Origin of the sequence: Corynebacterium sp. HMSC068G04, from assembly GCF_001814885.1 — a bacterium.
GTDB classification, from domain to species: domain Bacteria; phylum Actinomycetota; class Actinomycetes; order Mycobacteriales; family Mycobacteriaceae; genus Corynebacterium; species Corynebacterium hiratae.
In genome coordinates this window covers 152,516-165,910 of the sequence record NZ_KV818299.1, presented here as the reverse complement: position 1 = coordinate 165,910, position 13,395 = coordinate 152,516, and the positions used below count along the sequence as shown (strand labels likewise).

Sequence of the window (13,395 nt, the reverse complement as noted above, 5' to 3'; positions counted from 1 at the left end):
TGAGGAGACCACCCCGAACCAGCCGGGTGAGGCGACCACTCCGAATAACCCGGGTGAGGAAACGACTCCGAATAAGCCGGGTGACGAGCCGTCTGAGTCCACGACCGAGACTCCGGATGACGGCGACGGTAAGGATAAGGACGACAACGATGGCAGCTCGAAGAAGTCCGATCTGCCGTGGTGGCTGCTGCTCATCCCGGGTCTGGGCCTCATCAAGCTCATCATTGATGGTGGCAATAGCGGTGACGGTGGACATGATGGTGGCCACGATGGCGACCACAACGCTGAGGTCATCGAGGACAACGGCCGTGGCGGTGACCATGGTGAGTCCACCGGTGACAACGCTGGTGAACCGTCCGAGCAGACTGGTGACAACACCGGCCGCGATGACCGCGAGGTCACCGTCCTGGACGCAACTCCGCCGGAGGACTCCGGTCAGCCGCTGCCGTCCAACGCAGAGCGCGTGGAGATCAAGCACGTACCTTCCGGTGCGACGAAGCTTGACCCAGGCATGAAGGACTTCATCAAGTAGTCCAAACTGCAACACCATCCCAGCCCTCACCGGTTGGGGTTGGTAAGGCGCAGAGAGCAATGATGACAATCCCCTCCAGGGCGTAAACGCTGGAGGGGATTCGTCGTCTGATTTTTAGTCTATTGTTTAAAGCGAATAACTAGAGCCAATACTTTTATAAGTTAAATCTCAGAAGCTAGAACGTAGAAGCTAGGAGCGAGGAATAGAAAATGACTGATGATGGCGAAAAGAACAGTATCCCGGAGTATCCCGGTGAGTCCTCTGCATCTGAACACCGCGCCAGCGAAGCGCAGCCGGTAGGCGATGGGAAGAAGAGCAATAAGAAGCTGCTCATCGGTATTGCAGCGCTCATCGCGATTATCTTGGTTGTCGTACAGCTAGTGCTCTATGCGGGCCGCAGTGAAGACGATTCCGCGGAGACGAATGCGGCTGAGGAACAGACGTCAACCTCGCAGAGCGTTGAAGCTGAAGCGCCGACAACGAACAATGATCCTTTCGTGGATGACTCGGGTGAGCAGGAACACGAGGTGGAGCCAGCACCGGGTGAGTTCCGGGGCTTTGGCGCGATGTCCTTGGGCATTAACGATGAGTTTGCGGCCGTGGACCCGATTCAGGTCACTGATACCGGCATGCTGATTCCCCCGCACGATGTACAGCGCTTGGGCTGGTACTCCGCGTCGGCAGTGCCGGGCGAGGCTGGTCCGGTGGGTTCCAGCGTTATTACCGGTCACATCAACTACCAAGGCCAAGGCACGGGCTTCGCAGAGAAGTTCACCACCCTGGAGCAAGGGCAGGAATTCACCGTCTTCATCGATGGTGAGGAGCGCCGATTCCGCGTGACTGAGGCGCCGTACCGCCTGCAGAAGGGCGCGGGTTTCCCGGACGTGGTCAATGACACGCAGGGAGAGAACCGTCTGGTCCTCATCACCTGTGGCGGCAAGTTTGTGGGTGGTCAGCTTGGCTACGAAGACAACATCATCACCGTGGCGGAGCCGGTGGCGCCGGTGGAGGGCGCTGAGGCACCGGTAGAGGGTGGCGTTGAGGCACCTGCTGAGGCACCGGCGGCTTAAGCTGTCGCAGCGGTCTAAGCCGGTGAATGGCTTAGGCGGAGGCCTCCTGCAGGCGGGCAATATGCAGCGTCAAGTAGGAGACCTCATCGGGGGTTAGGGCGCTGTCGAGGCGCAGCTCAATAAGGTTGGCCACCATCTGGGCGGTCTCGACGGCATCGGGGTAGCGCGCGGAGATAGCAGTGGCTACTTGGCGGTCGTCAGAGTCGAGCTGCTGGTGCTCCGCCATGCGCACAAACAGGTAACGCAGGTGCGTGATGAAGCGGGCGACGGAAATGTCTTCGCTGTTGAGCTCCGTGCCGTTGTGGGAGCCGATGACGGCCAGGATCTGCTGAATCAGCCCCGTCATGCGGTAGGTGCCGGAAAGGTCTCCTACCGCGAAGCCGGCGTTGACCAGGTGCAGGGTAATGGCCACGGCTTCGTCGGCAGCCAGTGGTGTGTGTAGGCCACTGTTGATGGTGGTGAGCAACTTCTGCGCGAGGCTAAAGTCCTCGGCGTAGAGGTGGCGGACCTCAGCCTCGAGGGGATAAGACACCGTGTTGCCACGGCTGACAGCGCCGTGGATGTGGTCCGCAATCGCCACGACCAGCGTGAGCTTGCTGCGCAGTGCCTCAGACATGTCCACGGAGTGCATGGCGTCGATGATCAGTTGCACGTACTCGCCGGGGATGCCGGCGATCATGGCGGCTAGGTGATCCGGGTCGCGGCCAGAGTCGGGAACGAAGACCTTCACCACCTTGGTCGGGTCAACCTCAGTGCCCGGCTTTGCCTGGAAACCAATGCCGCGGCCGGTGACAATGACGTCCTCCGCGCCGCGCCGTGCGAGCACGACGTTGTTATTGAACACTCGCAACAGTTGCACAAGGCACCTTTCTGGTTGAGATTAAAACGACTAAAGCCGGCCACGATGGTGGATACATCGAGCCAGCTTAGTCAGGGTGTGTTAAACGGGGGCTAAAGGTTCCCTAGCGGGTGCTTTAGCGGGTCGTGGTGATGACCGTATCGCCGGCGGAGGCGTGGTTGAGGCCAGCCGGGGTGACGGCGGACAGCGCCTTGGTGTTGGTTACGGCCAGGACGATGGTGGTGTCGTAGCCAGCTGCTTTGACCTTGTCGAAGTCAACGGTGGCCAACAGCTCACCCTGCTTGACGGTGTCGCCCTTCTTGACGGCCGGAGCGAAACCCTCGCCCTTCATCTTCACGGTGTTGATGCCGATGTGGACGAGGACCTCCACGCCGTCTTCGGTCTTGATGCCGTAGGCGTGGCCGGACTTCATGGCGCTGACGATCGTGCCGCTTACCGGGGAGTAGACGTCGTTGCCTTCAGGAACGATGCCGACGCCATCGCCGAGCGTTCCAGCGGAGAAGACCGGGTCATCGATTTCTGCCATCGGGACGACCTTGCCGGCGGCCGGCGAGGCGATGTCGGTGGTGGTGCCAGCGGCAGGCTCAGCGGCCTGGGCCGGTGCGTCTGCCTTGGTGGCGGTTGCGGTGGCAGCGCCAGCGCCGGCGCCGGCAGCAGCGGTGCCTGCGGATGCGGGGGCGTCGGCAAGCGTGGCGTTGTTGGCGTTGTCGAGCTCGGCCTTCTCGGCGGCCTCGCGGGCGGCCTTGGCCTCAGCGCGCTCCTCCGGGGTGCGGTAGTCGGTGAAAAGGATGAGCAGGAATGCAACGAAGAAAGCCACTGCGATGGAAATGGCGTACTTGGCCATCGGGGTGAAGACCGGGATGGTCAGCAGTGAGGTGAAGACGAAGGCATTCGTCGTGATGCCGTTGGAGCCCAGGGTCAGCAGGGCCACGGTCAGGCCACCGGCGAAGCAGCCCACCAGCATGCGCGGGTAGATGCGCTTGTAGCGCAGGTGGATACCGTAAAGGGAAGGCTCGGAAATACCGCCCAGCAGGCCAGCCAGAAGTGCAGAGCCGGAGGTCTGGCGCATTACGGTGTCGCGGTCACGGATGGACAGGGCCAGCACACCGGCGGTAGCGCCGAAGCAGGCAAAGTTCCATGCGCCCATCGGGCCCTGGATGAAGTCGTAGCCCAAGGTCTGGATGTTGACCAGCATGAGGGCGTTGAGCGGCCAGTGCAGACCCAGCGGGACCAGGAACGGGTAGAGCATCGGGATGGCCAGAGCGAAGACGAACGGTGCGTTGTCATTGAGCCAGGACAGGCCAGCGCCAATGCCGTTACCGGCCCATACGCCGAAGGGTCCAATGATGAAGGCCGTTAGCGGGATGAGGAAAATCAGGGTCAGGAAGGGAACGAAGACCATGTGGACTGCGGAGGGGATGAGCTTCTGGAAACCCTTGTAGAAGAGCGCTGCGACGGCGGCCATGATGAGCGGGACGAAGACATTTCCGCCGTAGTCCTGCAGCTGCATTGGCAGGCCGAAGATATCGATGGAGCACTGCTCCGCAGACAGCGTCTCGTTGGTCACGCATTGGACGGCTGGGTTGTCGGCGAGGCCGGTGAACTCCGGGGTGAACATCGCGAACATGACCGCAGCGGGGACCCAGGGGTCGATGCGCAGCTTCTTGCCGGCGTTATAGGCCACCATGACGGGCAGGAAGAAGAAGACGGAACGCCACATGGCGTCGACGAAAAGCCAGGAGGCTGGCTTATCCTCAGCGCGGAAGTCGACGATGCCTAGCGCATCCAGCACTGCGGCGAAGGCAATAACCAGGGAGGCGCCCAGCAGCACGCCCAGGATGGGGCGGAAGGAATCCGAGAGGTACTCGAAGAAGGTATCCATCCACGGCAGTTTGCCCTTAGCCTTGGAACGGGCAGCAGCCTTGACGTCATCGTTGGAGCGGCCGGTAGACGCACCAGCCTTCTTCATCTGTGGCAGAGCGTTGATCTCGTCATAGACCGTGGCCACGTCGCCGCCGATGACGACCTGGTAGTTGCGGCCACCCTGGGGCACAGCGCCCATGACCTTGGGGATAGATTCGAGTGCTTCCTTATCGGCTTTGGAGGCATCAGCCAGCTCGAAGCGCAGGCGCGTGGCACAGTGCGTGAAAGAGGTGATGTTCTCCGCTCCGCCGATGCCATCCAGGATGGCTTCGGCTGCCGAGCGAGTCTCTGTCGACATGAGAATCCTTTCGAGAGTAGGCAGGCACTGTAGCTAAAAACCACAAAAGACCTAGGCCACAATGGTTCATAGCGAACCATCCCCACACGGCTAAGAGTGGGGAGCCTAGGTCTTGCCCGAAGTAACAATCCTGGTTAGGACCCTACTCCGAAGTGGTCACGAGGGGCAAGTTTCTGTGGGATACCGCACTCTATGGCGGTGTGGGGAGTTGTTGGCCTGCAACGTTGGGATATGAAGCCTCACTTTGGCGGCGCGAAGGGGTGCGTTCCCGTACTGTGAAAGTGTCGTAGTGTCACTGTGTGCCCAGTTTGTGAGCCCGGGTACACGCTTTCTAAGCAGAGAAAGGTTTCTCATGACCGCCAAGTCCTCACGGAATTCCGCCTTTATTAGCGTCATCGGGCGCGGCTTCGACGGATTGGACGTTGCTGCTGTGGCTCAGGAACTGGGGGCCACCTTCGCCCAGGTCGATGACCTGGGTACCACGCTCAGCGAGGTTCTGGAAAATGCCCCCGCGGGCAACCTGGTCCTCCAGGGCACCGGCGTCATGGATTTTGATGCCAAGGCCGCGGCCGCCCTGGGCCTGCCCTTTGTCCTGATTTCTAACGCGCCCGCCCGCGCGGCGGAGTTGGCGCTGGGCCACGCGCGCTCTGTGGGCGCTACGGTGGTCGGCGCGTTGACCGACGTCTCCTCGGTTCCCGGTGCGATTTCTTCCCTGGAGGAGATCGAGCCCTATATGTCCGCCGAGCTCTTCCAGAAGCAGCTGCTGGACCAGGCCCGCGAGGTCGGAGCGCACATCGTTTTGCCGGAGGGCGAGGATGACCGCGTCCTTCAGGCTGCGGGTGAGCTCATCAAGGGCAAGGTGGCGAAGCTGACGATTCTGGGTGATGGGAACGTCGAGAAGCGCGCCCAGGAACTTGGGATCGACCTGTCCGGAGTGGACATCATTAACCACCTGGAATCCCCGCTGGTGGAGGAATTCGCCGCGGACTTCGCGGAGCTGCGTAAGAAGAAGGGCGTGACGCTGGAGCAGGCGCGCGAGACCATGAAGGACGTGTCCTACTTCGCCACGATGATGGTGCACAAGGGCTTGGCCGATGGCATGGTCTCCGGCGCGGCGCACACCACGGCGCACACCATTAAGCCTTCCTTCCAGATTATTAAGACCAAGCCGGAGGCCTCCGTGGTCTCCTCCATCTTCCTCATGGTGATGCCGGGCCGCCTGTGGGCCTTCGGCGACTGCGCGGTGAACCCGAACCCGACCCCGGAACAGCTCGGCGAGATCGCCATCGTCTCCGCGCAGACCGCAGCACAGTTCGGCCTAGACCCGCGCGTGGCGCTGCTGTCCTACTCCACGGGCACCTCGGGCGCGGGCCCGGACGTCGAGAAGGTGGCGCAGGCCGTGGAAACGGCCCGCGGTATCGACTCTTCTGTGGCCGTGGACGGTCCGCTGCAGTTCGACGCTGCGTGCGACCCCGGCGTGGCCGCCAAGAAGGCGCCTGACTCTGACGTTGCGGGTAAGGCCACGGTCTTCGTCTTCCCGGATCTGGAGGCCGGCAACATTGGTTATAAGACGGCGCAGCGCACCGGTGGTGCATTGGCGGTGGGCCCGATTCTGCAGGGCCTGAACAAGCCGGTCAATGATCTTTCGCGTGGCGCGACCGTTCCGGACATCATCAACACGGTGGCTATTACCGCAATTCAGGCAGGGGTGAAGTAGATGGCGTACGTACTCGTTCTCAACTCGGGGTCCTCCTCGGTTAAATTCCAGTTGGTGGACCCGGAAAGCTCGGCCACGGATACGCCGTTGGTCTCCGGTTTGGTGGAGCAGGTCGGCGAGCCGCAGGGCGCGGTGACCGTCAAGACGGGCGGTGAGGAGTTCAAGGAAGAGCTGGAGATTCCCACCCACTCCTTCGGCTTGGACCGCGCGTTTAGCATCATGCACGAGCACGGTGTGGGCCCGACGGATGTCGAGGTCATCGCCGTGGGCCACCGCGTGGTGCACGGCGGGCGCCTATTTAGCGAGCCGCAGCTCATCGTGGACCAGATCGAGTCCATGATCGAGGACCTCATCCCGCTCGCGCCGCTGCACAACCCGGCGAACCTGGATGGCATCCGCGTGGCGCGCAAGCTGCTGCCGGAGATCCCGCACGTGGCGGTCTTCGATACGGCCTTCTTCAACCACATGCCGCCGGCGGCCGCGCTCTATGCCATCAATAACGATGTGGCCTCGCAGTACGATATCCGCCGCTACGGCTTTCACGGAACCTCCCACGAGTTCGTCTCGCAGCAGGTGCCGAAGCTCTTGGACCGCGACCCGGGCCACGTCCACCAGATCACGCTGCACCTGGGCAACGGTGCTTCGGCGGCGGCGATTCGCAACGGCCGCCCGATTGATACCTCGATGGGCCTGACCCCGTTGGCAGGTTTGGCCATGGGCACGCGCTCGGGCGATATTGACCCGGGTATCATCTTCCACCTCTCGCGTGAGGCAGGGATGTCCATCGATGAGATTGATGACTTGCTGAACAAGCGCTCCGGTGTGAAGGGCATTGCGGGTGTGAACGATTTCCGCGTGCTGCGCGAGCGCATTAACAACGAGGACCAGGACGCCTGGCTGGCCTACAACATCTACATTCACCAGCTGCGCCGCTTCATTGGTGCGTACATGATTGCGCTGGGCCGTGTGGATGCGATTACGTTTACCGCCGGCGTGGGTGAGAACGATACCGAGGTCCGCCAGGATTCGCTGTACAACCTGGACATGTACGGCATTGACTTCGACAAGGAAGCCAACCTGGTGCGCTCCAAGGAGCCGCGCATGATTTCGACCGCGGATTCCCAGGTCAAGGTCTTCGTGGTGCCGACGAATGAGGAGCTGGCCATCGCGCAGAAGTCCGCGGAGGTGGCCGCCATGGCTCGGGAGGCGGGGCTGTACTAAGCCGGGCGTCGGCTATGCCGCCGGCCGGTAGCGCTGGCGGCTAGAACATCGTGACTGGGCGGACCTTGTTGGCCAGGTCCACCAGTGCATAGCGGTGGCGGGCGAAGGGGCCTGGCGGGCCAGTGCCCGAAGGGTGTCCGCCAGGCCGTAGCGCAGGCCGCGCTGGGTGAAGGGGAACTCGAAGAGATCGTTGGGGGAGGCCGCAGCATTGAGGTCTGATTCGCGCAGGAAGGTCAGCCCGGCGGAGATGACCGCGATCTTGATCTGCAAGAAGCGCGGCTCGTTCTGCGGAATCTCCTCCAGGCGGCGGGCAGCACGCCGGATGCGGGACTCGGAGAGATCGTGGACGATGAGCTGCAGAACCGTGGTCAAGCGGGCCATGCGGTGGTGGCGCGAGGCGTTGGGGACTTTATCCAAGGTGGCTACGGCGAGCTCAACTTGGTGCTCGGCGCGCAGCTGGCGGGCCAAGCCGAAGGCGGAGGAGACCGTCGTCGGGTTCGTCGCCCACACGATGCCGTAGAGGCGCAGCGAGTTGAAACGCAGGTGGGCCGGATCATCGGTGACGTGGTCCCAGATGCCGGGCTGATCCTCAAAAGCATCGTTGGGCAGATCCGCGAGCGAGGTGGTGAGGTTGGCGCAGGCGCGGGCAACGGCAGCGTCGATAAGCGCGGCTTCCGAAAAACCTAGCTGCTGCAGGATGAGCTCATTGACCGCGCCGATGGCCAGCTTGGGGGCAGCCTCACCAGGCAGCACGTCGAGGACGTGGGCGAAGTGGGCCTGGGCCTCGCGGTACTTATCCAAAAGCAGCTCGGTCACGCCCGAGTACCAGTGGAAACGCCAGTCCCTCCCCAGGCGGTCTTCGATTGAATTCAGCCACTCGCGGGCCTGGCCGATGTAGCCCAAGTCAATCATGGCGCGCACTACGCCGAGTGGAATCTCCGCGGATTCCTCATACTCCGGCGCCTTCATGGCCTGGCGAAGTGTTTCCAGCGCTTCCTGCGGCTCCGTGTAAGAGGAACCCTGCAGCAGCGGGGCACCGATGTCGGAGCGGACGATGAGCGGGATGGGCAGCGCGGAGACCACTTCGGGGGCGGTGATGCGGACGGTGCGGTCGATGCCGTCGATGAGCTGATCCGTGCGGAAGACCAGGTGCTTCGTGCCGAAGGTCGTACGCTGCGGGGAGAACACCGAGTGCTGGGCCGGGTGCTGGATGCCATCGCGCAGCGCGATGACCTCGCGCAGGACGCCGAAGAGCTGGTCGCGCAGCTCGGAGACCGACGCAAAGCGCTGCTGTGGGTCCGGATCTGTGGCGCGCAAGAGCAGGCGGTAGAAGGAGAGGTAGCGGCGCAGCAGCGGCTCCTCCGTGGGGGAAGGCAGGCCGGGCTTGTAGACGCCATCCTCCACCGGCAGCTTCAGCGTCAGGCAGGCCAGTGTGCGGCCGATGGTGTAAATATCACTGGCCACCGAGGGGCCCTGCGTGGCGATCTCGGGGGCCTGGAAACCCTGCGTGCCGTAGATGTGGCCGAAGGCGCCGATGCCGGAGACCGCGCCTAGGTCGATGAGCTTGACCTGGTCCTCGGTGACGATGATGTTGGAGGGCTTCAAATCGTTGTAGACCACGCCGCGGGCATGGAGGTAGTCCAGGGCGGGCAGGATTTCGAGGATATAGGCAATCGCCGTGTCGACCGGGAAGCGGTCAGTGGCCTGGTCGTTGCGGCGCTGCTTGAGTGAGGGGCCGCCGACGTACTCCATGACGATGAAGCCACCGGGCACGCGGGGGTCATCGATGAAGTTGAAAATCTTCACGATATTCGGGTGCGTGATGTCCGCGAGGAACTCACGCTCCGCCTCCGCGGTGGCGGTCTCCTCGGCGGAGTTGGTGGATTGCATGCCCTTGAGCACCACGATGCGCCCGGAGACGAAGTGGTCGTTGGCCAGGTAAATCCAGCCCAGCCCGCCATGCGCGAGCACGCCCAAGATCTCGTACTGGCCGGCCACCATGTCGCCCGGCTTGAGCTGCGGTGGGGCGGCGCGGGGCGCATCCTTGGGATCGATGAGCGCGTCGCGCGGGTTGCCCGGGACAACGAAGGGCAAGGTGGCCATGCCATCGGCCACTTCGCGGTCGGTGCGCTTGGTGCTGCGGCGCTGGCGGAAGGTATCGAGCGCGCGGCGCCGCGAGGCTTGCGAGGGGTCCTCTGCTTTGCGGCGATCACGCAGCTGCCCCAGCTCCTCGATGAGCGCGGCGATATTGTCCGAGTCGACGTATTCGCCATCGTCGGGTTGGCCCGTCGCCGTGCCGCTCGTGCCCACGCGATTCGCGGGGGAGAGGCGGGCGCCGGTGGCGGCCTCGTAGTCATCGTCATCGTCATCCGCGAAGGGATCAAAGGGCACGGCGGCGGTGCGGTCGGAGGCTTCGGCGTCGGCGGCGCCGGCAGCTGCTGTTCCCGCGCTGTGCGAATCTGAGGGGGAGACGCTGAGGTGGTGGTCCTCCGAATAGTCGTCATCGTCATCCGCGAAGGGATCGAAGCGCACGGCTTGGGTGGCGTCGTTAGTGGCGTCGGTGGCGGCGTCGGGCTGAGCGTCCTCGTGCTCTTCGGGCGTGAGGTGATCGAGCTCATCCTCGGTGAAGCGGTGCGACATTATTGTCCCTCCTTCTTCTCGCCGGGCTGGTCCTTGGCTGCCGAACTCGGCTGTGATTCCTCGGCAGGCGGAGTCTCGTTGAGGTACTTCGGTTCCGGGAGCACGGGCTGCTCCATGTAATTCCCCAGCCAGGTATTGAAGAGCTCCTGCCAGGTGCCGTCGCGGCGGATGCGCTCCAGCGTGGAGTTGATCTGGCGGATGAGCGGGCGCGAGTCATAGGAGGCATCGGGCTTGCGCACGGCCACGCCATAGCTCTGGCTTTCCAAAGGATCGCCGACAATCTCAGTGTATTTATCCTGCGCCAGCATGCCGGACAGCAGGGCGTCATCCACGACGATGCCATCCGTCTGGCCCAGCTGCAGCGCCATGAGGCAATCGCCCCAGGCGCGGGTCTCCAAAATATCGGAAGACGGCGAGTGCTTGCGTATCGCGTCCACCATGGTGGAACCTTTCGCCGCACACAACGTTAGCCCGGCGGCCTCCGCGATGGAATGGATGCCCGAGTTCTTCAGCACCAGCAACCGCGCATCCGTCTGCATATACGGAATGGAGAAGGCCACTTCGCGCTGGCGCTCGGGGCTAATCGTCATGGTGCGGATGACCATGTCCACCGTGCGATCATTCAGTGCACGAGCGCGGTCGGAGGCCTCCACGAAGCGGAAGTCCACCTTGTCGGGATCCCCGAAGATATCGCGGGCGATTTCGCGGGCGATATCGACCTCGAATCCGCGGACCTCGCCGCTGGCGGTATCGCGGTAGCTGAGCAGGTTATTGGAGCGGTCCACGCCCACGATGAGCCGGCCGCGCGCCAGGATGTTGGGCACGCGCTCCTCCGGCTTCTTATCGTCCGGGCGGTAGGAGCCGTAAACGTCCGCGGTGCTTTGCTTGGACACCTCTCCCGTGCCGGCGGGTTCGATGATGGCGTCCTCCGGCAGCGGCGGCCCCGGGGGGGAGTTGAGATCCGCGCTGGAGGGCAGGATCGGATCCGGCGTGCTGGGCGGCTCCGGCTCGCAAGCGCTGAGTGCCACGGCGGCGCTGAGCAGCAGCACGGCCGCAGTGGCGTGCTGGCGGTGGTCGGTTCGGCGGCGCATCACAGGTACTCCTGCAGGCGGGGGCGGATACCCAGCCACACGGCGATAATCGCGCCGAACGTGGCTAGGAGGACGCCGGTAGACACCATGGTCATGGCGTTGAGTCCCTGAACCAGGTAGGTGCGCATGGCGTCGCGGGCTTGGTCGATGAGCGCGGCCAGGGAGTTATCCACGGCATTGAAGGCGCTGGCGGCGGTCGGGTCGCCGTCCGGATCGATGGCGGTGGCTTGGTAGAGCGCGGCATCGTAGTGGCCCATGGAGAGATCCTCCATGAAAGCATCGTGCGTGGTTTTCCAATCCTCCAAGGCCTCCTTGGCGCGAGGAATCAAGGAAGGATCGGAGGAGGGGAAGTCGTCGTCGTCAAGCGCCTGCTCATAGTCCCGCAGGGCCCGGTCCACCGAGTACACCGTGGAGTTAAAGTGCACGGACATGTCCTGTTGGGAGGAGCGCAGGACCAGCGCCAGGGTCTCGGAGGTGCGCATCTGCTGGGCCTCAATGCGCGAGGCGGTCAGCGAATCCCAGGGGCGCGACACCGTCTCGAAGCCTTGGTGGCCGGAGGCCCACGTGGCGAAGTTGGAGCCAGCGGCCCACACCAGCGCCAGGAACAACAGTCCCGTGGCCACCACGAAACCCCGGTTGAAGCGGCGGCGGGTCAGCCGCCACAGCCACCACTGCGCCAAGCCGAGGAAAATGATCGCCGCGACCAGGCCCGAAAGCGGCACCCACTGCGGGCGGGTTAGGCGCTGTTGTTGCTGGGTCACCTTCGCCGAGGTCAGGGTGAACAGCTCCGCGGCGGCGGGGAGAATCTGGGTGCGCATGAGCGCCGAGGCATTGGACATGTAGGAGTTCGCCACGGCGTGGCCCGCACGGTGATTGACGCGGGCCTTTTCCACCAGGGCGGTGTAGACCGGCAGCTTGCGCTGGATAAACGTGACGAGCTCGCGCACGCGTTCATCTTCGGCGGAGGTGCCGACGATGGCCTGCGTGGCGGCGACGGAGGCGGCGTCGATGGCCTCGTTATAGCGGTCGCGGTTATCCTCCGGCTCCACGCCTGCCTGGACGAAGCCGGTGGTGGCGACGGTATCGGCCAAAGACAGGTTGGTGTAGAGGTGGTGCGCCGCGTTGGACATCGGCTCGGTGGAGGCCAGCAGTGTGTCCAGATCATCGTGGCGCGCGGCCGAGGAAGAGGACATGGAAAAGCCGGCTGCTGCGAGCGCTACGGTGAGAATTAAGGTAACCGTAAACAACTTGCCGGGAGTGGTGATGGCGAAGCTATAGAGGCGCCGGATGACGCGCGCGGGGCCGGCGAAGGAGCTCATCGCCAGCTGCGTGGGGCGGCTAAAAACCGGCGCGGAGGGCTCGGTGACGTCATCGAGCCAATGATCGCCCCATGATTCGGGGGAGTGCTCGCGCAGTTCGGTGGCCGGGCCGGTCATTCCCTTAGGATAGCGCTCTCGTGCGCCTCGCGCGATGATTTCGGGGGCGTTGGCGCGGGGAGTTTGTCGCGTATCGTGTAAGGCATGTGTGCACGCGTTAACCCAGAACTTTCCGGTGATGGCTGGTCGAAGGGCCCGGGCGGGGTGCCGGTGTGGGGCAAGTTTGGAGCAGCTGGTCTCTTCCTCGTGGCGGGGGATGAGGTACTGCTCCAGCATCGCGCGACGTGGACGAATAACGGCGGGACCTGGGGAATCCCGGGCGGGGCGCGGGATAAGCCGGAGTCGCCGGAGCAGGCCGCGCTGCGGGAGACGGAGGAGGAAACCGGAATCTCGCCGGCAGACGTTGAGGTGCTGGATGCCATCGTCACTGCCGGGCCCTTCGAGGAAGGCTGGACCTATACCACGGTGTTGGCGCGGACGGTCTCGGGGCAGCGCTTGGCCACGACCGCTAACGAAGAATCCGCCGAGCTGCGCTGGGTCCCGTTTAACCAGGTAGAAGAGCTAGAACTCTTAGCGCCCTTCCGGGAAGCGCTGCCGCGGTTGTTGAAGTACTGGGAAGACATCACCAGGTGATACAGGCGCGCGGCAGGAACCTGTGGCACGCTGTA

The 13,395-nt window shown here is 63.6% G+C and carries 8 protein-coding genes and 2 pseudogenes; 5 read left to right on the top strand and 5 right to left on the bottom strand.

Features of this window, described 5'->3' with window-relative positions; all coding sequences use genetic code 11:
* Positions 1 to 532 (top strand): annotated as a pseudogene (locus HMPREF2993_RS13575) (adhesin); the annotation flags it as partial.
* A 209-nt stretch (positions 533 to 741) separates the two neighbouring features.
* A complete protein-coding gene (locus HMPREF2993_RS03230) occupies positions 742 to 1,602 on the top strand; it encodes a class F sortase (protein WP_070700969.1) in 861 nt (286 codons plus the stop codon).
* Positions 1,603 to 1,633: 31 nt separating this feature from the next.
* Here the strand turns inward: HMPREF2993_RS03230 and HMPREF2993_RS03225 are convergent, their stop codons facing one another.
* Positions 1,634 to 2,461 carry a PRD domain-containing protein gene (locus HMPREF2993_RS03225; RefSeq protein WP_070700967.1) on the bottom strand — a complete coding sequence of 276 codons (828 nt, stop codon included), beginning with the start codon at positions 2,459 to 2,461 and terminating at the stop codon, positions 1,634 to 1,636.
* Positions 2,462 to 2,576: 115 nt separating this feature from the next.
* On the bottom strand, positions 2,577 to 4,682 hold the full coding sequence (locus HMPREF2993_RS03220) for a glucose PTS transporter subunit IIA (protein WP_070700965.1): 2,106 nt from the start codon (positions 4,680 to 4,682) through the stop codon (positions 2,577 to 2,579).
* A gap of 352 nt (positions 4,683 to 5,034) precedes the next feature.
* Between HMPREF2993_RS03220 and pta the strand changes: the two genes are divergently transcribed.
* A complete protein-coding gene (gene pta / locus HMPREF2993_RS03215) occupies positions 5,035 to 6,399 on the top strand; it encodes a phosphate acetyltransferase (protein ID WP_070700963.1) in 1,365 nt (454 codons plus the stop codon).
* Positions 6,400 to 7,620: an acetate kinase gene (locus tag HMPREF2993_RS03210; protein WP_070546227.1), complete on the top strand. Its 1,221-nt coding sequence runs from the start codon at positions 6,400 to 6,402 to the stop codon at positions 7,618 to 7,620. It abuts the gene before it with no gap.
* Between the two features lie 40 nt (positions 7,621 to 7,660).
* On the opposite strand, the pseudogene HMPREF2993_RS03205 reads toward HMPREF2993_RS03210, so the two are convergent.
* The 3 genes and pseudogenes from HMPREF2993_RS03205 to HMPREF2993_RS03195 all read right to left on the bottom strand — a co-directional run bounded on the left by HMPREF2993_RS03205 (position 7,661) and on the right by HMPREF2993_RS03195 (position 12,787).
* Positions 7,661 to 10,260: pseudogene (locus HMPREF2993_RS03205) on the bottom strand (tetratricopeptide repeat protein).
* Positions 10,260 to 11,351, bottom strand: a complete 1,092-nt coding sequence (locus HMPREF2993_RS03200; RefSeq protein WP_070700961.1) for a glutamate ABC transporter substrate-binding protein — start codon at positions 11,349 to 11,351, stop codon at positions 10,260 to 10,262. The pseudogene HMPREF2993_RS03205 and the gene HMPREF2993_RS03200 overlap by 1 nt, the downstream one beginning before the upstream one ends.
* Positions 11,351 to 12,787, bottom strand: coding sequence for a hypothetical protein (locus tag HMPREF2993_RS03195; RefSeq protein ID WP_070700959.1), 1,437 nt, complete (start codon positions 12,785 to 12,787; stop codon positions 11,351 to 11,353). Before HMPREF2993_RS03195 ends, HMPREF2993_RS03200 begins: the two co-directional genes overlap by 1 nt.
* A gap of 84 nt (positions 12,788 to 12,871) precedes the next feature.
* Between HMPREF2993_RS03195 and HMPREF2993_RS03190 the strand changes: the two genes are divergently transcribed.
* The gene (locus HMPREF2993_RS03190) at positions 12,872 to 13,360 is read left to right on the top strand and encodes an NUDIX domain-containing protein (RefSeq protein WP_070511178.1); all 489 of its coding nucleotides are present in this window, start codon (positions 12,872 to 12,874) and stop codon (positions 13,358 to 13,360) included.
* Positions 13,361 to 13,395 lie beyond the last annotated feature (35 nt).

Excerpts from the sequence above, each read along its gene's own strand:
- HMPREF2993_RS03200 (WP_070700961.1), bottom strand. The coding sequence starts at position 11,351 with ATGCGCCGCCGAACCGACCACCGCCAGCACGCCACTGCGGCCGTGCTG.
- pta (WP_070700963.1), top strand. The coding sequence starts at position 5,035 with ATGACCGCCAAGTCCTCACGGAATTCCGCCTTTATTAGCGTCATCGGG.
- HMPREF2993_RS03210 (WP_070546227.1), top strand. The coding sequence starts at position 6,400 with ATGGCGTACGTACTCGTTCTCAACTCGGGGTCCTCCTCGGTTAAATTC.
- HMPREF2993_RS03195 (WP_070700959.1), bottom strand. The coding sequence starts at position 12,787 with ATGACCGGCCCGGCCACCGAACTGCGCGAGCACTCCCCCGAATCATGG.
- HMPREF2993_RS03190 (WP_070511178.1), top strand. The coding sequence starts at position 12,872 with ATGTGTGCACGCGTTAACCCAGAACTTTCCGGTGATGGCTGGTCGAAG.
- HMPREF2993_RS03230 (WP_070700969.1), top strand. The coding sequence starts at position 742 with ATGACTGATGATGGCGAAAAGAACAGTATCCCGGAGTATCCCGGTGAG.
- HMPREF2993_RS03220 (WP_070700965.1), bottom strand. The coding sequence starts at position 4,682 with ATGTCGACAGAGACTCGCTCGGCAGCCGAAGCCATCCTGGATGGCATC.